A 19,244-nucleotide genomic window follows, 5' to 3' on the forward strand; every position below is an offset into this window, starting at 1 on the left:
CGGATGAGACGATTGGGGTGATGAGAGATGCAAGGGTAGCGATCGAGATGAGCGAGCCGGCCTATGTCGCGGTGGATTGGGGCACCAGCAGTTTTCGGCTCTGGCTGATCGACCGCGGCGGCGACATCCGCGCTGAACGGCGAAGCGATGAGGGCATGACGGCGGCAGCCAAGGCCGGCTTTGCCGACGTGCTGCAATCGCATCTCGACGCCGTCGGTGCTCCCTCCGACCTGCCCGTGCTGATCTGCGGCATGGCCGGCGCGCGGCAGGGCTGGGTCGAGGCCGGCTATATCGATACGCCGGCGCGTCTTGCCGCGATCCTGGAGGGCGCCGTTTCCGTTCCCGGCCAGTCCCGCGACATCCGCATCTTGCCCGGTATCGCGCAGCGCGATGCGCGCGCGCCCGATGTGATGCGCGGTGAGGAAACCCAGTTGCTCGGTGCGCTCGGGCTGGACGCCGCTGATGACGCGCTCGTCTGCATGCCCGGCACGCATTCGAAATGGGTGACGGTGACAGGCGGCACGGTGGCGCGCTTCGCCACCTTCATGACCGGCGAACTGTTCAGCGCCATCTCGCGCGAGACGATTCTATCGCATGCCGTCAACGGTGCCGGCGAAGCGGAGGACCGCGAGGCCTTCAAGGCGGCGCTGGTCGGGGCCTTCGAGGCGCCGGCGCAGGCCGCCAATCTTCTGTTCCGGGTGCGGTCGCGGCAACTCCTGTTCGGCGGCACCGCGGCTGCGGCGCGCGAGAGCATTTCCGGCACCCTGATCGGGCTGGAGATGGCCGCGGAGCTTCCCGCCGCGCGCGGCGCCGCCGTGACACTGATTGCGTCAGGACAGCTTGCAGCGCGCTATCGGGCGGCGATCGAGGCGCTGTCGGTGACCGTGCGCGTCATCGACGCCGACGAAGCTGTTCGCCGCGGGCTTTCCATGGCCGCGCGCGCCATCTGGACACGATGAGAGGAATTTTCGCATGAGCGTTCCGTTCCCGCCGATGAAGCGACCGCTGGTCGCGATCCTGCGCGGCGTGAAGCCCGACGAAGCCGACGGCATCGTCGACGTGCTGATCGCGGCCGGCCTGACCGCGATCGAAATCCCGCTCAACTCGCCCGATCCGTTCCGCTCCATCGCGTCGGCGGTCAAGCGCGCGCCGGCCGGTGTGCTCGTCGGTGCGGGCACCGTGCTGACCACTGACGATGTCGATCGTCTCAACGATGTCGGCGGCAAGCTGCTAGTGGCGCCGAATGTCGATCCGCAGGTGCTCGCGCGTGCCGGCAAGCACGGGATGGTGACGATGCCCGGCGTGTTCACGCCGACGGAGGCTCTGCTCGCCGCAAAGTCGGGCGCCTCAAGCCTGAAATTCTTCCCGGCGAGCGTGCTTGGAGCATCCGGCATTTCGGCGATCCGCGCCGTGCTTGCGCCCAACACGGTCGTTGCCGCCGTGGGCGGCATCTCCGAGAAAAACTTTGCGGAGTACATGAAGGTCGGCGTCCACGCCTTCGGCATGGGCTCGAGCCTCTACAAGCCCGGGATGACGGCCGCCGACATCGCGGTGCGCGCCAAGGCGACGATCGACGCTTACGATCAGGCTCTTCAAGGTAAGTAAAGCCGTCAGCTTCGTCGCGCGGAGGGCCACACCAGCCGTTCGTGCCGGCGCGCGAAGCGGTGCCAGTGCAGCACCATGCCGACCAGCAGCGCCGGGACGAAGCCGAGAATGATGAGGAAGCCCGGCAACGGTTTTGGCGAGATGAACGCGATGGCGATATCCGAGATCAGCCAGAGCGCGGCGAACAGCACCGCAAAATCCATCCGCGGAAAGCGCAGATAATAGAACACCGCGGTGATGACGACGGCAGGCCCGATCGCAATCCCGATCATGACCGCCGTCAACTCTTTCGGGGTCACTGCATCCAGCACCATGGACGCCAGCAGCCAGATGGCGGCGAACATGGCAATGATGTCGATGGGATGCCGCACCGCGGTACCTTTCGCAGGAAACGCGATATCGTTGTTGCCGGAACCGCGGCCGTCAAGCCCGAATCCGCCTATTCCTCTTCGACGCCCGGTGTCGGCCGCAGCATGAAATGGCCGAACGCGGAGGCGATCGGCTTGCCGGGATCGTCCTGCCAGGCGCGCGCCTCGAAGGCGACGATGCGGCGGCCCTGCTTGACGATCGAGACGTTGGCAAAGCTGTCGAGCGCGCGCCCGGAGCGCAGATAGTTGACGGTGAGGCCGATCGGCTTCGGTGGCGCCGACACCCCGAGCTCGCGCGTCAGGCCGACGATCGCCGTGGTCTCGAGGAAGGCGCCGGTCATGCCGCCATGGATGGCCGGCAGGATCGGGTTGCCGATGATCTTTGGCGCAAACGGCATCATCAGCGTGCCGTTGTCCACGATGCGGATGCCGAGGCAGCGCGCGAACGGGCTGTTGGCGAAGGGACCGGTCGGATCCTCCGGCGCGTCCAGTGTCGGGATGGCATGATCTCCGGCGGGGCGGTCCATCAGCATGTTGGTGCGGTTGGCGCCGATCATGAAGCAGGCGGTCGCGGTCGCGACCGGATCGTCCTCGGAGTCCTGATAGGCGGTGGAGCGCACGAAAGCGATCGAGCGCGTGGTGCGGTAGCAAATCGAATGCGCCTTGATGTCGAGGCCGGGGGTCGCGGGCTTCTGGTAGTCGATGCGCAGATCGAGCGTTGCGATCGCGCGCGTGCCGTCGAGCGCGAGCTGCACCGCCAAGCCACAGCTCTCATCGAGCATCGCGGTGACGACGCCGCCATGCAGGACGCCGGTCTCGGTGTCGCCGACGAACACCGGGCGATAGGGCAGGCTCGACCAGGCCTCGCCCGGTGCCGCGCGATCGAGCCGCAAGCCGCTGATCTGGCCATAGACTGAACGGCGGCCCTTGATGGCCTCAGCCAGCTCGTCGAAGGATAGCGTCGAATTTTGCGATTTGGACATGGTGATGTTCTAGAGCTTTTTCCGTTCCGATGAAATCGGAACGGGCTCTGGATTCCAGCTTTGACGCGTTTTCTTCACGCGAACCGGTATCCACTTCGCTCGAAAACGCTCTAGACCAGCGGCGCGAGGCGCGCAAAAGATCGCGCAGGCGGCGCGCAGGGCTCGACAGGCGCGGGGGAACCGACGATGCTTGCACAACACCTCGATTCATTCCCCGCAAGGAGCCCCCATGGCAGATTCCGACACGACCAACCAGGTGGGCGTGACAATTTCTCCGGCGAGTGCCGAGCGCGCGCCGTTCATCTATTTCGATGGCGTGTCCTGCTTCGGCCATCACAACGGCACGATCCAGATCGAGCTGGCGACGAACCTCTTGATGCCCGTCGGTGCGGGCGTCCGGATCGACGTGATCCAGACCGGCCACATCCGCTGCAGCCCGGCGGCGGCGACCGCGCTGCGCGAGGCGCTCGACAAGGCGCTGACCATGTTTCAGCAGGGCCAGGGGCAGATCCAGGCGGAGCCCATTCCCGCGATCAAGAACTGACGCGCTTCGCAGGCGCGCGTCAGCCGTTCGTCACATGCACCTTGGGCTTCTGGCCCGCGTTCCACTTGCCGTCGATGGCGCGCTCGATCTGGGCGGCGAATTGCAGGAGCAGGCCGTCATTGGCCTGTTTCGCAATTGCCTGGATGCCGAGCGGCAGGCCGTGCTCGTGGGTTGCCATTGGCAGCGAGATCGCGGGGATGCCGCAGAGGTTTGCAAGCGGCGTGTAGGCAAAGTTGCGCCAGAGATTGCCGAACCAGTCGTAGACGTCGGGATTGTCCGAGATGGTCAGATATTCCTTGGCGCCGACCTTCGGCGTCGGCAGCGCGGTGACCGGCGTCAGGATGACGTCCCACTGCTCGAAGAAGGCGCCGAAGGCGCGCGAGGTGGTGTTGAACACGGCCTGCATGCGAGCGCGGTCGGCGAAGCTCGTGTGGCGCCCGGCTTCCCAGATCCGGATGTTCATCGGCTCGATCAGATCTTCCGGCGGCCGCTCCAGTCCGCGCGCCGCCAGCATGTTGGAGATCACGACCGCAAAATTGCTGATGTAGCAGGTGGTCTGCGCAGCGAATGCGGCGCGGAAGTCGAGCTCGGGCAGCGCGAAATCGACGTGATGGCCGAGGCCTTCGAGGAAGCGGCCGGTTTTCTCCAGCTCGGCCGCGATGTGCGGTGTCGCGCGATAATCGCCCCATTGCGTGGAAAGGGCGATCCTCAGCTTGCCGGGATCGCGCTTGATCATCTCGGTGTAGGGCTGCGCCGTGGTCCAGAACGGCATGAACTCGCCGGGCGCAGGCCCTCTCGCATGGTCGACGAAAGCAGCGGTGTCGCGCACGCTGCGCGACTGGCAGCCCTGGATCGAGACGAGGCCGGTGAGATCGGACATCATCGGTGCCAGCGAGAACACGCCGCGCGAGACCTTCAGCCCGATATTGCCGTTGACGCCGGCGGGAATGCGGATCGAGCCGCCGCCGTCGGTCGCATGTGCGATCGGCACCACGCCGGCCGCGACCATCGCCGCACTTCCCGCCGACGAGCCGCAAGTGGTGTAGTCGGTATTCCAGGGATTGCGCGTGACATACACCGCCGGATTGTCGGCCGAGCTGCACACGCCGAATTCCGGCGTGGTTGTGCGCCCGATCAGGTTCAATCCGGCGTGGCGGAATTTCATGGTGAGGAAGGTGTCTGCCGCCGCGCGATTGCCGCGCATCAGGAGCGAGCCCATCTCCTGCAACCGGCCCTTCATCGTCGGGCCGAGGTCCTTCATCAGGAAAGGGAGACCGGCGAAGGGACCGGAGAGATTGGCGCCGTCCTTGGCCGGATCGGCAATGACGTCGTCGAACAGCTCCACCACGCCGGACAGTGCGGAATCGACCTTGGCAACGCCGGCGGCCGCCTGACGGGCCAATTCAGCGGGCTTCAGCTCGCCCTTCCTGACGCGTGTGGCGAGCCCGACGCCGTCATGCTGCGCCCATTCACTCCAGCTCATCGGCAAAGTCATGCTGCTCATATCCCTCTTCGTACAGCGCCCTTCCTCATCCATCGGACGAGGCCAGTCAATCGAGCCGCACGAAGGGCTGGGTTGCGCCGCGAGGAGGGGCCCGAGTCAGGGCAGGCCTAGGAAAGGTGCTCGCAGCCGGTGGATCCTGATGCCGCGCGTTGACAGGCGGAAGAGTGGGCCCAACGGCCGAAAGACCGGACGCCATTTGGCATCCGGTCTTTCCTGTCGTCGTTTCAGGGCAAAAGGGGAGTTGTGTCAGCGCGTCGAGACGCCGACCGTGTCGGAGGAAACCATCGCGGCCTGCTCCACGACCCGATGACGCGGCGACAACACCATGATCTGGGTCGGGGAGGCCGGCATTCCGCCCGCGCTGAGCGAGGCGACCGCGGACTGTTCCTGCACGTTGGCGGCGCCGATCACCGCGACCTGATGGGCCGAGATCGGCATGCCCGCGAGCTCATAGCTCGGGAGCTCCGCGGCCGAGGCTGCCGCTGCGCTCAATGCGACCAAGGCAACACCCGTGATAAGGGAAAGACGCTTCATCTCAATCTCCGTTCGAGTCTTAATCTACGCACCATTGCTGGTCGCGAGCGCTATCGGTCTTGGGTCGCGCCCACATCGAAAATCGTTCATCCGGTTCGAGGTAATTTGGTTTCAGGAAGGTTTCATCGCGATACGAAATGGTTTCATGCGAACCATGTGTTGCCGCACGCGCACCGCCATGGTGCGAAGCGACGACGATCCGGACTCTCTTCCCGCCGCCAACGAAGGATTGTGGCGAGATGGCGGATGACCCGATTTGAGGGCTGCGATAAAATCCCCTGTCGAAGGTTCCCCGCCGCACCTTGATGAATCGGCCGAGGTTGGTCCATAAGCGGCGTCCCCGTAGCCGGTGTTCGGTTGCGTCGCGTGCTTGGACAGAGGGATTCTCGCGTGGCAAACATCAATCAAAAGATTGCGCAAGAGCTTGGTGTACGGGAGGAGCAGGTCCAGGCCGCGGTGACGCTGCTCGACGAAGGCGCGACCGTTCCCTTCATCGCCCGCTATCGCAAGGAGGTCACCGGCGCGCTCGACGATGCGCAACTGCGCACGCTGGAAGAGCGGTTGGCCTATCTGCGTGAGCTCGAAGACCGCCGCAAGGCCATTCTCGAATCGGTTCGCGAGCAGGGCAAGCTCGATGCGGCGCTGGAAGCCTCCATCATGGCCGCCGACAGCAAGGCGCGCCTGGAAGACATCTACCTGCCGTTCAAGCCGAAGCGCCGCACCAAGGCGGAGATCGCCAAGGAAGCCGGGCTCGCGCCGCTCGCCGACCTCTTGCTGGCCAAGCCCGACAGCGATCCAAGAGTCGCGGCCGAGGCGTTCGTCAACGCCGAGAAGGGCGTCGCCGATGCCGCAGCCGCGCTCGACGGCGCGCGCGCGATCCTGGTCGAACGCTTCGACGAGGACGCCGACCTGATCGGCGCCTTGCGCGAGGACGTGTGGAGCAATGCGCGCATGGCCTCGACCGTGCGCAAGGGCAAGAATGCCGAGGGCGAAAAGTTCGCCGACTATTTTGAGTTCTCCGAGCCGCTGACCAAGCTGCCGTCGCATCGAATCCTGGCGATGTTCCGCGGCGAAAAGGAGGAGATCCTCGATCTCCAGATCCAGGCCGAGCCGGAAGCGCCACCCGCCGGCGTGCCGGGTGCCTATGAGCTCAAGATCATGAAGCGCTTTGGCATCGCCGATCTCAAGCGCGCGGCCGACCGCTGGCTGATCGACACCGTGCGCTGGGCCTGGCGCACCAAAATTCAGGTGCATCTCAACATCGACCTGCGCATGCGTCTCTGGAATGCGGCCGAGACCGAAGCGGTGCGCGTGTTCGCCTCGAACTTGCGCGACCTCCTGCTCGCGGCGCCCGCCGGCGCCCGCGTCACCATGGGCCTCGATCCCGGCTACCGCACCGGCGTCAAGGTCGCGGTCATCGACGCGACCGGCAAGGTGGTCGATACCACCGCGATCTATCCGCACGAGCCCCAGCGGCAGTGGAACGAGTCGCTCGCCACGCTTGGCAAGCTCGCCATCAAGCATCGCGTCGACCTGATCGCGATCGGCAACGGCACCGCCTCGCGCGAGACCGACAAGCTCGCGACCGAGCTCGTCAAGCGCCTGCCCGAATTGAAGATGAACAAGATCGTGGTGTCGGAAGCCGGCGCCTCCGTCTATTCGGCCTCGGCCTTTGCCTCGGAGGAGCTGCCCGGGCTCGACGTCACCCTGCGCGGCGCGGTCTCGATCGCGCGGCGCCTGCAGGATCCACTCGCCGAGCTGGTCAAGATCGAGCCCAAGGCGATCGGCGTCGGCCAGTATCAGCACGACCTCGGCCAGGCCAAACTCGCAAAATCGCTTGATGCCGTGGTCGAGGATTGCGTGAACGCGGTTGGCGTCGACGTCAACACCGCCTCGGCGCCGCTATTGGCGCGGGTTTCGGGCGTCGGCGCGGGGCTGGCGCAGAGCATCGTGCAGCACCGTGACGCCAACGGCCCGTTCAAGTCGCGCAAGGCACTCAAGGACGTGCCGCGGCTCGGGCCGAAGGCGTTCGAGCAGTGCGCGGGCTTTTTGCGCATCCTCGGCGGTGAAGACCCGCTCGATGCCTCCGGCGTGCATCCGGAAGCCTATCCGGTGGTGCGCCGGATTCTCAGCGCCACCAAGAGCGACATCAAGACGCTGATCGGCAGCGGCGAAATCGTGCGCACGCTGAAGCCGAAGGATTTCGTCGACGAGACGTTTGGCTTGCCGACCGTCACCGACATCCTGCGCGAGCTGGAAAAGCCCGGCCGCGACCCGCGCCCGGCTTTCAAGGCGGCGGTGTTCAAGGAAGGCGTCGAGGAGATCGAGGATCTCCAGAAGGGCATGATCCTGGAGGGCACGGTAACCAACGTCGCCGCCTTCGGCGCCTTCGTCGATATTGGCGTGCACCAGGACGGCCTCGTGCACATCTCGGCGATGTCAAAAACCTTCATCAAAGATCCGCGCGAGGTGGTGAAGCCTGGCGACATCGTCAAAGTGAAGGTGCTGGACTTCGAGGTCGCCCGCAAGCGCATCTCGCTGACGCTGCGGCTCGACGACGAGGTCGGTGCCAAGAAGGATGCGCCGGGCATGGCGCGCGACAATACGCGCAGCCCAGGCAAGATGACGTCATCCGCCCCGCGCAAGCCGCAGGAATCCTCCGGTGGCGGTGCGCTCGCCGAGGCGTTGCGCCGTGCGGCGGAAAAGAGCGGCGGCAAGCGGGTGTGACGCCGCCTGCCAAACTAACTTCAGCGTCAGAATCTGGCGCATTTGTAAGTTGAAGGCGGCTGCACCGTCTCGTCATCTGGTCCTCTTCGTGCGGCGAGACTGTCGCCGCGCTGTATGGAGGATATTCCGATGACCAACAGGCTTCTTACCGGCTTCGTCGCGGCGACCGTCGCTGCGACGCTGGCGGTTGCTTCGCCGGTGCTGGCGCGAGGTCCCGGCGGCTTTGGCGGCGGGGGCGGTGCGCATTTTGGTGGTGGCGGCGGCATGCACGTGGGCGGCATGGGCGGCGGCCACTTTGGCGGAGCAAGCTTTGGAGGCGCGCGCTTCGCCGGTAGCCCAATGGGCGCGCGTGCGGCCTTCGGTCCGCGCTTTGCAGGCAGCCCAATGGCTGCCCGCGCGGCCTTCGTCGGGCCGCGCTTTGCCGGTGCGCCGTTAGCGACCCGCGCAGCCTTCGGGCCGCGCTTTGCCGGCACGGCCTGGCACGGCAGGCCCTTCGTCGGACGCCACGCCTTCTTCTTCCGGCATCATCGCTTCCACCGGTTCGCCTTCGTCGGCGCGCCCTTCGTCTACGCCAACTATTACGATGACGGCTGCTGGCGCAGGACCTGGACGCCCTATGGCTGGCAATGGGTCAATGTGTGCGGGGACTACTGGTATTAGTATCGCCGGACCGCACCATTGTCGCGATCGTCGCCGGGCAGTTCCGCCCTGCCCCGGAACGGGATAGTCTGGCGGCGATCGTCGCGCGGAGCATGTCATGACCGGAGGTCACCGCCGCATCCTGGTCGTCGAGGACGATCTGGAGACCGCAGGCCAGCTCGTGGAGGAGCTCACGACCTCGGGCTATGAGGTCGATCTCGCGGCGACGGGCCGCGAGGCGCTGAGCCACGGCACCGCCCGCGACTATGCCGTCATCACCATCGACCGCATGCTGCCCGACATCGACGGCATCACCGTGATGCGGCAGCTCCGCGACGACGGCGTCAGCACGCCGTTCCTGATCATCTCGGCGCTCGGCGAGATCGATGATCGCGTCCGCGGCTTGCGCGCCGGCGGCGACGACTATCTGGTCAAGCCGTATTCCTTCGTCGAGCTCCTGGCGCGGCTGGAGGCGCTTGGCCGCCGCAGCGAGACCATCGCCAAGGAAACCATTTTGCGTGTCGGTGACCTCGCCGTCGACCTGATCGCGCGCACCGCGAGCCGGCGCGGCCGCAAGATTCCGCTTCTGCCGCGCGAATTCCAGCTGCTCGAATATCTCGTGCGCAACGAGGGCCGTGTCGTCTCTCGCGCGATGCTGCTTCAGCACGTCTGGGACCTGCATTTCGATCCCTCGACCAACATCATCGACGTCTATGTCGGCCGCGTCCGCCGCAAGGTCGACGATACCCAGGCCTATCCGCTGATCCATACCATCCGCGGCATCGGATATTGTCTCCGTGCTCCTGGCTAAGACGCTCAAGTCCTCGACGTTCAAGCTGGCGCTGGTCGCGATCGCGACGTTCGGCCTGATCGTCTGCGCGATCATCGCCTATGTCTATTTCGCGACGCTCGCCTATGTGGAGAGCCGCCTCGGCCATGTCGGCGACCACGACGGCTTTGCGGCCACGATCGAGCTGGCGCTGATCGTGTTCGCCGTGCTGCTCCTGGTGCTGGCCGGCCTCGCCGCCGTGCTGGTGACGCGGCGAACTGTCGGACGGATCGAGCAGATCAACGCCACCAGCCGCGCCATCATGCTGTCGGGGCTCGACCAGCGCATTCCACTGCGCGGCAGCCATGACGAATGGGACAGCGTCGCGGAAAATCTCAACCAGATGCTCGACCGCATCGAGACCCTGATGGGGGAGGTGAAGCAGGTCAGCGACAACGTCGCGCATGATTTGCGCACGCCGCTGACGCGGATGCGCGGGCGGTTAGAGAAGGCTTATCATGCGCCCCGCAACAGCGAGACCGATGCGGCCCTGATCGGCGACACCATCGCCGATCTCGACGCCGTGCTCGGCATGTTCACCTCGATCACGCGGATCTCGGAGATCGAGACCCGCGCCCGCAAGGGTGCCTTTCGCGAACTCAACCTGACGGAGATCGCAGGCGAAGTTGTCGAGCTCTATGACGCCGCGGCCGAGCAGAATGGAACGGATCTCAGTCTCGCCGGCGAAAAGAACGTGCTGGTGACCGGGGATCGCGACCTGCTGTTCGACGCCATCGCCAATCTCGTCGACAACGCGATCAAGCACGGCCGCGCCAAGGGGCGCGTGCGCGTGACCTGCAAGGCTGCGGAAGGCGGTGCGGTGATCGCGGTCGCCGACGACGGCCCCGGCATTCCCGCCGAGCAGCATGACCACGTGTTCAAGCGCTTCTATCGGCTCGAGCAGAGCCGCTACACGCCCGGCAACGGTCTTGGCCTCAGCCTCGTCGCGGCGATCGCGCGCCTCCATGGCGCCGAGATCGAGCTCTCCGACAACGCGCCGGGGCTGGAATTCAAGCTCTCATTCCCGAGCACCAAGGGCTAGCCCTACAGATTGATCACGCCGCGACGGGCCGCATGCGCGACTGCATCCGTGCGGCCGGTGGCATCGAGCTTGTCGAGCAGCGAGCCGACGTGGAATTTCACGGTGTGCACTGAAATTCGGAGCTGGCGCGCGATCATCTTGTTCGAGGCGCCCTCGGCCATCAGGCCGAGCACATCGAGCTCGCGCGGCGTCAGCGCGATATCGGCGGGCGGCGCCGCACGCCGGTCGCGCGAGACGATTGCCAGCGCGGCTTCGCCCGGTGCGGCGAGACGCAGGCCGGCGACGCCGTCGAGCAGCGCCGCCAGCCGGTCGGCCAGCACGGGATCGTCGACCTCGAGCGCGATCGCGATGTCGGGCGTGTCGTCGTCGCTCACGCCTCGGGCCTCTCGGCGATCGTGACCTTGAAGCTGACGGGTTCACCGCCGCGGCGCACCGCGACGTCGACGGTCGCCCCGACGCTCTGCGGACCCAACGTCCGCGCCAGCGCGCGCACACCGGAGAGTTTTTCGGCGTTGACCGCGACGATCACGTCGCCCTGCCTGATGCCGGCAGCGGCGGAGGGGCCGGCCTTGTCGACGCTCATCACCATCGCGCCGACGCCGTCGTCGAGCCGCACCGGCTGGAGGCCGAGCCCGAGATAACCGCGGGCAATGCGGCCGCTTGTCTCGAGCTGCGCTGCCACGCGCGCGATGGTCGCAGTGGGGATCACCAGCACGCGCCGCGGCCCCAGCACGGCCATGCCAAACGCCTTCCCGGACGCGTCGAGCGCGAGCCCGCCCTGCTGGCTGTGGCGCAGGCGCACATCGAGCTCGATCCGGGCGTCGATCTCACCGCCGCGCAGGCTCTTCCATGGCGCGCCCGCAAGCGAAACCATGCCGAGCGCTGCCGTCGCCGCGCCGCGGTCGGCGGCAACGACGACCGAGAGCGAGCCCAGCGTGGGCACGGCGGTTGACAGCGTGATCGGGGCGATGTCGGTCTCGACCCGCAGCAGCGCGATATCGGTGGTGTGGTCGCGACCGGCAATTTTGGCCGGCTTCGTGCTGCCGTCGGGCAGCTTCACTTCGACGTCGCCGTCATCGGCCAGCGCCTCGTCGGCGGTCACGATCAGGCCGGGCTTCCAGACGAAGCCGGAGGCCCGCAGGCGATGGGAATGCACGGAGACGATGGAAGGCGCAGTACGCGCGACGACGTCGGCAACAGCGGACGAGAGCGAGGTGAGGGGGGTGAGGTCGGTCATGGCAGGCTCCTGTTGTCCACAATCTGGGATGTCGCGTGCCTTACGAAAACTGGCCGGATGGGCAGGACGTCGCTTTGTGGTGCCCGGATAGGCCGATCCGACGAACATGTGATTGGGAGCCGGTCACGGGAAAGTGTAGCAATCGGCCGGGTTGGCGCTCCCGGGGGCGCAGGTTTGCGCTCCCCCTGGGGCGCAGAGTTTGCGCTCCCTGGGGTGCAGTTTGCGCTCCCCGGGGCGCACAAGACATTTCAGCGAGCCTCACGACGATGACCATCGACCTCACCCGCCGCACCCTCCTTCAACTCGCCGGCGCGACGTCGCTCGCGGCGGCCGCCGCAGGCGCCGCGCGCGCCGAAAGCAATGCAGAGAGCAGCGGGCCCACCTACGCCAGCCGCACACCGATGCGGGTCGGCATGGTAACGCTGCGGGTCAAGCAGATCGATGTCGTCACGGACTATTATCGCGACGTGCTCGGCTTGACGGTGATGGAGCGCTCCACAGCCTCAGCGCAGCTCGGCGCCGGCGGCGTCAAGCTGCTGGTGTTGGAGGCGCGTCCCGAGGCGGTGATCGAGCCGCGCAACGCGGCCGGCCTCTATCACACCGCGTTCCTGATGCCGACGCGAAAGGATCTCGCACGCTGGCTGGTGCATGCCGCGAGCCATCGCGTGCCGCTGTCGGGCTTTGCCGACCATCTCGTCTCTGAATCCGTCTATCTCGATGATCCCGAAGGTAACGGCATCGAAGTCTATGCCGACCGCGACCCATCGCAATGGCAGTGGAGCGAGGGTTCCGTGAAGATGGCGACCGACGAGCTCAACATCCCAGACCTGTTGTCGCTCACCAACACGCGCGTCAGCGACTACGCCAAGGCGCCGGATGGCCTGCGCGTCGGCCATATGCACTTACGCGTCGGCGATCTCGCGCAGGCAGAGAATTTCTATCACGGCACGGTCGGCCTCGATCCGACCCGCCGCCGCAACGGCGCCGCGTTCCTCTCGTCGGGCCGCTATCACCACCACCTCGGCATGAACGTCTGGCAGAGCCAGGGCGCCGGCGCCCGCGACGACAGCATGACGGGCCTTGCCTGGTTCTCGCTAGTGACGGAGAAGCCGGACCTGCTGGCCGCCCAGGAAGCGCGCCTGCGCAAGGCGGGCGCCAAGGTCGAGGCGCTCACGAACGGCGTCGAGGCCGTCGATCCCTGGGGCACGCGGGTGCGGCTGATCAAGGTTTGATCAAGGGTGCGCGCGTTGCTAAGACCCGGAGAGCGTAAACCAGCTTTCCGGGATCCACCCCCGACATGTCCGAATTTCACGGCGTCTTTCCCTATCTCGTCTCGCCCGTCGATGCTGATGGCACCGTGCGCACAAATGTCCTCGGACAACTCTGCGACGATCTGATCGGCGCCGGTGTCCATGGGCTGACGTCGCTCGGCTCGACCGGCGAGTTCGCCTATCTCAACGCCGCGCAGCGGACCGAGGTGGTGCGGACCACGATCGAAGCCGCGAAGGGCCGTGTCCCCGTGGTCGCTGGAGTTGCTTCGACCGCGACAGCGGATGCGGTGGCGCAGGCAAAGGACTACCAAAAACTTGGCGCCAACGGCATTTTGGCGATCATGGAAGCCTACTTCCCGATTGCCGATGCGCAGATCGAATCCTATTTCCGCAGCATCGCTGACGCCGTCGACATTCCCGTCGTCATCTACACCAATCCGCAATTCCAGCGCTCGGACCTGACGCTCGACGTGATCGCGCGCCTCGCCGAGCATCCTCGCATCGGCTACATCAAGGATGCCTCGACCAACACCGGCCGGCTGCTCTCGATCATGAATCGCTGTGGCGACGGCATTCGCGTGTTCTCGGCCTCCGCCCACATTCCCGCGGCTGTCATGCTGATCGGCGGCCTCGGCTGGATGGCCGGGCCCGCCTGCATCATCCCGCGCCAGAGCGTCGAGCTCTACAACCTCTGCAAGGCCGGCCGCTGGGATGCAGCCATGACGCTGCAGCGGAAGCTGTGGCGGATCAACGAGGCTTTTGCCCGCTTCAACCTCGCCGCCTGCATCAAGGCGGGCCTTTCGATCCAGGGCTATGACGTCGGCGATCCCGTCCCGCCGCAGGCCGCGCTGACGGCCGACCAGCGCAAGGTCGTGGAGGCGGCGCTGCGCGAAGTGGGTTGAGCTCTCTCCCCCCGTCATGGCCGGGCTTGACCCGGCCATCCACGTCGTTCCGCTCGGAAGCAAGAACGTGGATGCCCGGGCCTTCGCCGCGCCGAAGGGGCTTCGGCGCCCCGCAGGCGGGACAAGCCCGGGCATGACGGAAATGTGGGTTGGGCAGCCCAAAACCGCGTCTGGCCTGCCCGGCATCGATCCGCTAAAAGGCGGCCCGCGCTTCACTTTAAGGACCCATTGGAATGAACATTCTTCCCGGCAATTTGCGTTTCGGAGCGGGGCTGCCCGTCAAGCGTTTGGAAGACCAGAGGCTGCTCACCGGGAAGGGACAGTTCATCGACGACAAGCCGGAAGACGGCGCGCTGTGGCTGCACGTGCTGCGCTCGCCCCATGCGCATGCCAGGATCGTGTCGATCAACACCAGCGCGGCCGCTGCGATGGACGGCGTGACTGCGATCTACACCGGCGCCGATCTCGTCAGGGACAATATCGGTGACATTCCCACACTGAACATCTTCAAGCGCCCTGATGGCAAGCCGATGACGGTGCCGCCGCGGCGGCTGCTCGCTCATGAGACCGTGCGCTATGCGGGCGAGTCGGTCGCGGCCGTGGTCGCGACCTCACGCGTGCTGGCGCAGGGCGCGGCCGAGGCGATCGTGGTCGAGTACGAGGTGCTGCCCGCAGTGGTCGATCCCGTCGAGGCCGTGAAACCCGGCGCGCCCGTGGTGTGGGACGAGGCGCCCGACAACATCGTCGGCGCGATGAGCTATGGCGACGCCGCCAAGGTTGATGACGCCTTCGCGAAGGCCACGCATACGGTCGAGCTGGACGTCGTCAGCCAGCGGCTGGTGCCATCGGCCATGGAGCCGCGCTCGACCATTGCCGAGGTTGAGAAGAAGACCGGTCGCCTCCTGCTGCATGTGCAGTCGCAGACACCGGCCTCGACCCGCGACGTGCTCGCGGGTGCCGTGCTGAAGCGGCCGCCGGACAGCGTGCGCGTCCTGGTCGGCGACATCGGCGGCGGCTTTGGCCAGAAGACCAATCTCTATCCGGAAGACGGCATCGTCGCCTATGCCGCGACCAAGCTGAACAAGAAGATCCGCTGGCGCGGCGATCGCACCGACGAGTTCATCGGCGGCACCCATGGCCGTGATCTCACCTCGACCGCATCCTTCGCACTCGACGAGAAGGGCAAGGTGCTGGCCTATCGCGTCAAGTCGATCGGTTGCACCGGCGCCTATTCGTCGGGTGCGGCCAACATCATCCCGCTGGTGCTCGGGCCCTTCGTGCAGACCGGCGTCTACGATCTGCCGCTGGTGCATTTCGAGGTGAAGACGGTGATGACCCACACCGCACCGGTCGGCGCCTATCGCGGCGCGGGCCGCCCCGAGGCCGTGTTCATCGTGGAGCGCCTGTTCGACGCCGCTGCACGTAAGATCGGCATGGATCCGCGCGCGATCCGGAAGGCCAACTACATCAAGCCGGCGCAACTGCCCTACAAGAATGCCGCCGGCCAGGTCTACGATTCCGGTGCCTTCGCGCACCTGCTCGATCGCGCCGCCAAGCTCGCTGACTGGGACGGCTTTGCCGCACGCAAGCGTGCCGCGAAGAAGAAGGGCCTGCTCTACGGGCGCGGCCTCACCTCCTACATCGAATGGACCGGCGGCAACGTCCACACCGAGAAAGTGAGCCTGCACGCGACTGCGCAAGGTCGCGTCATCCTGCATTCCGGCACCATGGCGATGGGGCAGGGCCTGCAGACGACCTACACCCAGATGATATCAGACACGCTCGGCATCCCCATGGACAAGATCGAAGTCGTGCAGGGCGACACCGATCTCGCCACCGGTTTTGGCAGCGTCGGCTCGCGCTCGCTGTTCGTCGGCGGCACGGCCGTGGCGGTCTCCTCCAACGACATGATCCAGAAGGCGCGCGAGAAGGCGGCGAACGTGCTGGAGACCTCCGTCGAGGATATCGAATACCGCGATGGCGTTCTCACTGTCGTCGGCACCGACCGCCGCATCAGCCTGTTCGAGCTCGCGGAGAAGGAGAACGGCGCCAAGCTCAGCGTCGATTCCGAGGGCAAGGCTGACGGGCCGAGCTGGCCGAACGGCACGCATATCTGCGAGGTCGAGATCGATCCGGAAACGGGCGTCTCCCGCGTCGTGCGCTACACTACGGTCGACGACGTCGGCGTCGCGGTGAACCCGATGCTGGTCACGGGCCAGATCCATGGCGGCGTCGCGCAGGGCATCGGGCAGGCGCTCTACGAAGGCGTCGCCTACGATGCCGAAGGCCAGCTCCTCACCGCGAGCTACCAGGACTACTGCATCCCCCGCGCCGACGACGTCCCGCCGATCGTGGTGACGCTGGATGATTCCGCGCCCTGCCGCACCAATCCGCTGGGCGCAAAAGGCTGCGGCGAGTCCGGCGCCATCGGCGGCCCGCCCTGCGTCACCAACGGCGTAATGGACGCGTTGAGCGAACTCGGCATCACCCAGCTCAACACGCCCCTGACGCCGCAGAAGATCTGGCAGGCGATCAAGGGCGCGAAGGCGGGTTAGCTCGTCAGCGCGCAGCCGCACATTCACCTGTCGTCCCGGATCAGCGCTCCGCTCTGGACAACGCTACGCGTCGCCCGGCGCTGCGCTTGTCCGGGACGACAGCGAGTTTGCGGCGCCGGCGTGCCTCGAACTCGCAGCATCAGATCCCCAGCATCATCTTCGCGATGATGTCGCGCTGGATCTCCGACGTGCCGCCAAAGATCGTATAGGCGCGACCGTTGAGATATTCCGGCATCACCGTCAGCATGTCCTCCGGAATCGCAGGCTCATGGTTGAGCTTGTAGAGCGGGCGCATCGGCTCGACCGCGAGGGCGTCGTGGCCGATGACGTCGGCGCCCAGCCGCGTCACCGCCTGGCGGATTTCGCTGTTGCGCAGCTTCAGGATCGAGGAGACCGCGCCCGGATTTTGTCCGGTCTGGAGCGCCGAGAGCACGCGCAGCTCGGTCATCTCCAGCGCGTCAATGTCGACCTCCACCTCGGAGATGCGGGTGGAGATGTCAGCGTCATCGATCGCGCGTCCCGTCAGATCGGACTCCGCAAGCTCCGCGATCGCCCGCAAGCCTTCGCGCAGTTTTGCCGATGCGATGCCCGAGCCGCGCTCGAACTCGAGCAAGTATTTGCCGTAGGTCCAGCCCTTGCCCTCGTCGCCGACGCGGTTGGCGGCGGGCACGCGCACGTCGTCGAAAAACACCTGGTTGACCTCGTGGTCGCCGCCGATGGTGAGGATCGGCCGCGTGGTGATGCCCGGCGTCTTCATGTCGATCAGGATGAAGCTGATGCCGTCCTGCTGCCGCGGGCCGTCGCTGGTCCGCACCAGCGCGAACATGCGGTTGGCGTGGTGGGCATGCGTGGTCCAGATCTTTGTGCCGTTGATGATGTAGTCGTCACCGTCGCGCACGGCGCGCGTCTTCAGCGACGACAGGTCGGAGCCGGAGCCCGGCTCGGAATAGCCCTGGCACCAATAGTCCTCGCCGGAGAGAATCCGCGGCAGGTAAAAATTCTTCTGCTCCGGCGAGCCAAAGCCGATGATGACGGGGCCGACCATCTTCACGCCCATCACGTTGACATTCGGCACGCCGGCGCGCGCGCATTCGGTCTCAAAGATCCAGCGTTGCGCCGGCGTCCAGTCCGGCCCGCCATGCTCGACCGGCCAGCCCGGCGCGCCCCAGCCCCGCCTGTGCAGCGCGCGCTGCCAGGCCATGCCGATATCGGGGTCGGAAAAAACCGACGGCGTCAGCGCAGTGGCGCGCTTCATCTCGTCGGTGAGATTCCTGGCGATGAAGTCGTTGACCTCGGCCTGGAAGGCGCGCTCCTCGGCATTGAAGGACAGATCCATGTTGCGCTCCCTTCGGTCAGGCCGGAACAGTGGTGCGGCCAAGCTCGGCATGGCGGCGATAATGATGCGCGCTGCCGCCGAACAGCGTGTCGAAGGCGATCAGCCGCTTGAAATAGGCGCCGACCTCCAGCTCCTCGGTAACACCCATGCCGCCGTGAAGCTGGATCGACTGCTCGCCGACGAAGCGCGCGCATTTGCCGATCTTTGCCTTGGCGCCGGAGGCGGCCCGCGCGCGTTCGACAGGCTCGGCGTCGGCCCTCAGCGCGGCGCGCAGCGCCATCGAGCGCGACTCGTCGCACTGGATCGCCATGTCGGCGAGCCGGTGCTTGATCACCTGGTTGGCGGAGAGCGGCCGGCCGAACTGTTTGCGGATCTTTGTGTACTCCAGCGTCATGTCGAGCAGCGTCTGCATGATGCCGACGGCCTCGGCGCCGAGCGCGGCCATGGCGCGGTCGACGGCCCATTCGATCGCGGGCAGGGCGTCGTCACTGCCGCCGAGCCTGCTGTCCTCGGGCAGGTGCACGTCGGAGATTTCGATGTTGCAGGCACGTCCGCCGCCAAGCCGCGCGAAGTCCGAGATGACGAGGCTCGGCGTCTGCGCCGGCACCAGGAACAGGCCGATCCGGCCCGAGGGTCCCTGGTGATCGTGGATGTGTGCGGAGACGATGATCTGATCGGCGGCGTGGCCGTCGAGCACCGCGATCTTGGTGCCGGAGAGACGCCAGCCCTGCACGGTCTTGTTGGCGACCGTCGCGACGTTGGAAAGATCGAATCGCGCGCCGCGCTCGGAATGGGCCAAGGCCAGTTTGAGCGTGCCGTCGGCGATCCTGGGCAGGATCCCCTGCTTCTGCTGCTCGCCGCCACGCTTTTCGACCAGCCCCGCGCCGAGCACGACGGTTGCGACATAGGGCTCCGACACTAGCCCGCGGCCAAAGGCTTCCATCAAGATTCCGACATCGACCGCGCCACCGCCGAGGCCGTCATAGGCCTCCGGGATCGGCAGCGCCAGCCAGCCGAGCTCGGCGAACTGCTTCCAGACTGCGGGGCTGAAGCCGAGCGGATCGTTCGCCATGCGGCGGCGGTGATCGGCGTCGTAGCTCTCGGTGATGAAGCGCTCCGCACTTTCGCGCAGCAGCCGCTGCTCGTCGCTCAAATTCAGATCCATTGA

18 protein-coding genes are annotated in these 19,244 nt (G+C 66.3%); 10 read left to right on the forward strand and 8 right to left on the reverse strand.

Annotation, left to right across the window (positions count from 1 at the left end; genetic code table 11):
* Positions 1-47: 47 nt before the first annotated feature.
* On the forward strand, positions 48-959 hold the full coding sequence (locus tag JQ632_RS11115) for a 2-dehydro-3-deoxygalactonokinase (RefSeq protein WP_212402440.1): 912 nt from the start codon (positions 48-50) through the stop codon (positions 957-959).
* Between the two features lie 13 nt (positions 960-972).
* Entirely contained in the window at positions 973-1,605 is a 633-nt protein-coding gene (locus JQ632_RS11120) for a 2-dehydro-3-deoxy-6-phosphogalactonate aldolase (protein WP_212402349.1), read from the forward strand.
* Positions 1,606-1,610: 5 nt separating this feature from the next.
* Here the strand turns inward: JQ632_RS11120 and JQ632_RS11125 are convergent, their stop codons facing one another.
* Both JQ632_RS11125 and JQ632_RS11130 read right to left on the reverse strand, forming a co-directional pair.
* The gene (locus tag JQ632_RS11125) at positions 1,611-1,976 is read right to left on the reverse strand and encodes a hypothetical protein (RefSeq protein WP_212402350.1); all 366 of its coding nucleotides are present in this window, start codon (positions 1,974-1,976) and stop codon (positions 1,611-1,613) included.
* Between the two features lie 68 nt (positions 1,977-2,044).
* The gene (locus tag JQ632_RS11130) at positions 2,045-2,956 is read right to left on the reverse strand and encodes a PaaI family thioesterase (RefSeq protein ID WP_212402351.1); all 912 of its coding nucleotides are present in this window, start codon (positions 2,954-2,956) and stop codon (positions 2,045-2,047) included.
* A 229-nt stretch (positions 2,957-3,185) separates the two neighbouring features.
* Here JQ632_RS11130 and JQ632_RS11135 point away from each other — a divergent pair, with 229 nt between their 5' ends.
* Complete coding sequence (locus tag JQ632_RS11135) at positions 3,186-3,500, forward strand: hypothetical protein (protein WP_212402352.1); 315 nt, start codon at positions 3,186-3,188, stop codon at positions 3,498-3,500.
* 19 nt (positions 3,501-3,519) lie between these two features.
* Here JQ632_RS11135 and JQ632_RS11140 read toward each other — a convergent pair whose 3' ends face one another.
* Together JQ632_RS11140 and JQ632_RS11145 are read right to left on the reverse strand one after the other, a co-directional pair.
* On the reverse strand, positions 3,520-4,995 hold the full coding sequence (locus JQ632_RS11140; protein WP_212402441.1) for an amidase: 1,476 nt from the start codon (positions 4,993-4,995) through the stop codon (positions 3,520-3,522).
* Positions 4,996-5,250: 255 nt separating this feature from the next.
* Positions 5,251-5,538, reverse strand: coding sequence for a hypothetical protein (locus JQ632_RS11145; protein ID WP_212402353.1), 288 nt, complete (start codon positions 5,536-5,538; stop codon positions 5,251-5,253).
* A gap of 390 nt (positions 5,539-5,928) precedes the next feature.
* Here JQ632_RS11145 and JQ632_RS11150 point away from each other — a divergent pair, with 390 nt between their 5' ends.
* The 4 genes from JQ632_RS11150 to JQ632_RS11165 all read left to right on the forward strand — a co-directional run bounded on the left by JQ632_RS11150 (position 5,929) and on the right by JQ632_RS11165 (position 10,775).
* Positions 5,929-8,265, forward strand: coding sequence for a Tex family protein (locus JQ632_RS11150; RefSeq protein ID WP_212402354.1), 2,337 nt, complete (start codon positions 5,929-5,931; stop codon positions 8,263-8,265).
* A gap of 129 nt (positions 8,266-8,394) precedes the next feature.
* Positions 8,395-8,925, forward strand: coding sequence for a hypothetical protein (locus tag JQ632_RS11155; protein WP_212402355.1), 531 nt, complete (start codon positions 8,395-8,397; stop codon positions 8,923-8,925).
* 97 nt (positions 8,926-9,022) lie between these two features.
* The gene (locus JQ632_RS11160) at positions 9,023-9,715 is read left to right on the forward strand and encodes a response regulator transcription factor (protein WP_212402356.1); all 693 of its coding nucleotides are present in this window, start codon (positions 9,023-9,025) and stop codon (positions 9,713-9,715) included.
* Positions 9,702-10,775 (forward strand): HAMP domain-containing sensor histidine kinase, encoded by a 1,074-nt coding sequence (locus JQ632_RS11165; RefSeq protein ID WP_212402357.1) that lies wholly within the window; start codon positions 9,702-9,704, stop codon positions 10,773-10,775. The genes JQ632_RS11160 and JQ632_RS11165 overlap by 14 nt, the downstream gene beginning before the upstream one ends.
* 2 nt (positions 10,776-10,777) lie before the next feature.
* Here JQ632_RS11165 and JQ632_RS11170 read toward each other — a convergent pair whose 3' ends face one another.
* Positions 10,778-11,149: a LuxR C-terminal-related transcriptional regulator gene (locus tag JQ632_RS11170; protein WP_212402358.1), complete on the reverse strand. Its 372-nt coding sequence runs from the start codon at positions 11,147-11,149 to the stop codon at positions 10,778-10,780.
* Complete coding sequence (locus JQ632_RS11175) at positions 11,146-12,012, reverse strand: S1C family serine protease (protein ID WP_212402359.1); 867 nt, start codon at positions 12,010-12,012, stop codon at positions 11,146-11,148. Before JQ632_RS11175 ends, JQ632_RS11170 begins: the two co-directional genes overlap by 4 nt.
* Before the next feature lie 266 nt (positions 12,013-12,278).
* Here JQ632_RS11175 and JQ632_RS11180 point away from each other — a divergent pair, with 266 nt between their 5' ends.
* The 3 genes from JQ632_RS11180 to JQ632_RS11190 all read left to right on the forward strand — a co-directional run bounded on the left by JQ632_RS11180 (position 12,279) and on the right by JQ632_RS11190 (position 16,740).
* Positions 12,279-13,244: a VOC family protein gene (locus JQ632_RS11180; protein ID WP_212402360.1), complete on the forward strand. Its 966-nt coding sequence runs from the start codon at positions 12,279-12,281 to the stop codon at positions 13,242-13,244.
* Between the two features lie 65 nt (positions 13,245-13,309).
* Positions 13,310-14,185 carry a dihydrodipicolinate synthase family protein gene (locus JQ632_RS11185; protein ID WP_212402361.1) on the forward strand — a complete coding sequence of 292 codons (876 nt, stop codon included), beginning with the start codon at positions 13,310-13,312 and terminating at the stop codon, positions 14,183-14,185.
* 233 nt (positions 14,186-14,418) lie between these two features.
* Positions 14,419-16,740, forward strand: coding sequence for a xanthine dehydrogenase family protein molybdopterin-binding subunit (locus JQ632_RS11190; protein ID WP_212402362.1), 2,322 nt, complete (start codon positions 14,419-14,421; stop codon positions 16,738-16,740).
* A 139-nt stretch (positions 16,741-16,879) separates the two neighbouring features.
* On the opposite strand, the gene JQ632_RS11195 is transcribed toward JQ632_RS11190, so the two are convergent.
* Positions 16,880-18,076 (reverse strand): acyl-CoA dehydrogenase family protein, encoded by a 1,197-nt coding sequence (locus tag JQ632_RS11195; RefSeq protein ID WP_212402363.1) that lies wholly within the window; start codon positions 18,074-18,076, stop codon positions 16,880-16,882.
* A gap of 16 nt (positions 18,077-18,092) precedes the next feature.
* Positions 18,093-19,241 carry an acyl-CoA dehydrogenase family protein gene (locus tag JQ632_RS11200; protein ID WP_212402364.1) on the reverse strand — a complete coding sequence of 383 codons (1,149 nt, stop codon included), beginning with the start codon at positions 19,239-19,241 and terminating at the stop codon, positions 18,093-18,095.
* Positions 19,242-19,244: the final 3 nt, after the last annotated feature.

The organism is Bradyrhizobium liaoningense, assembly GCF_018130955.1.
Classification (GTDB): Bacteria; Pseudomonadota; Alphaproteobacteria; order Rhizobiales; family Xanthobacteraceae; genus Bradyrhizobium; species Bradyrhizobium liaoningense_C.

What these genes read in the sequence shown, in the direction of transcription:
- JQ632_RS11115 (WP_212402440.1), top strand. Translation starts at nt 48, where the DNA reads ATGAGCGAGCCGGCCTATGTCGCGGTGGATTGGGGCACCAGCAGTTTT.
- JQ632_RS11120 (WP_212402349.1), top strand. Translation starts at nt 973, where the DNA reads ATGAGCGTTCCGTTCCCGCCGATGAAGCGACCGCTGGTCGCGATCCTG.
- JQ632_RS11130 (WP_212402351.1), bottom strand. Translation starts at nt 2,956, where the DNA reads ATGTCCAAATCGCAAAATTCGACGCTATCCTTCGACGAGCTGGCTGAG.
- JQ632_RS11135 (WP_212402352.1), top strand. Translation starts at nt 3,186, where the DNA reads ATGGCAGATTCCGACACGACCAACCAGGTGGGCGTGACAATTTCTCCG.
- JQ632_RS11140 (WP_212402441.1), bottom strand. Translation starts at nt 4,995, where the DNA reads ATGACTTTGCCGATGAGCTGGAGTGAATGGGCGCAGCATGACGGCGTC.
- JQ632_RS11145 (WP_212402353.1), bottom strand. Translation starts at nt 5,538, where the DNA reads ATGAAGCGTCTTTCCCTTATCACGGGTGTTGCCTTGGTCGCATTGAGC.
- JQ632_RS11155 (WP_212402355.1), top strand. Translation starts at nt 8,395, where the DNA reads ATGACCAACAGGCTTCTTACCGGCTTCGTCGCGGCGACCGTCGCTGCG.
- JQ632_RS11160 (WP_212402356.1), top strand. Translation starts at nt 9,023, where the DNA reads ATGACCGGAGGTCACCGCCGCATCCTGGTCGTCGAGGACGATCTGGAG.
- JQ632_RS11175 (WP_212402359.1), bottom strand. Translation starts at nt 12,012, where the DNA reads ATGACCGACCTCACCCCCCTCACCTCGCTCTCGTCCGCTGTTGCCGAC.
- JQ632_RS11180 (WP_212402360.1), top strand. Translation starts at nt 12,279, where the DNA reads ATGACCATCGACCTCACCCGCCGCACCCTCCTTCAACTCGCCGGCGCG.
- JQ632_RS11185 (WP_212402361.1), top strand. Translation starts at nt 13,310, where the DNA reads ATGTCCGAATTTCACGGCGTCTTTCCCTATCTCGTCTCGCCCGTCGAT.
- JQ632_RS11190 (WP_212402362.1), top strand. Translation starts at nt 14,419, where the DNA reads ATGAACATTCTTCCCGGCAATTTGCGTTTCGGAGCGGGGCTGCCCGTC.
- JQ632_RS11195 (WP_212402363.1), bottom strand. Translation starts at nt 18,076, where the DNA reads ATGGATCTGTCCTTCAATGCCGAGGAGCGCGCCTTCCAGGCCGAGGTC.
- JQ632_RS11200 (WP_212402364.1), bottom strand. Translation starts at nt 19,241, where the DNA reads ATGGATCTGAATTTGAGCGACGAGCAGCGGCTGCTGCGCGAAAGTGCG.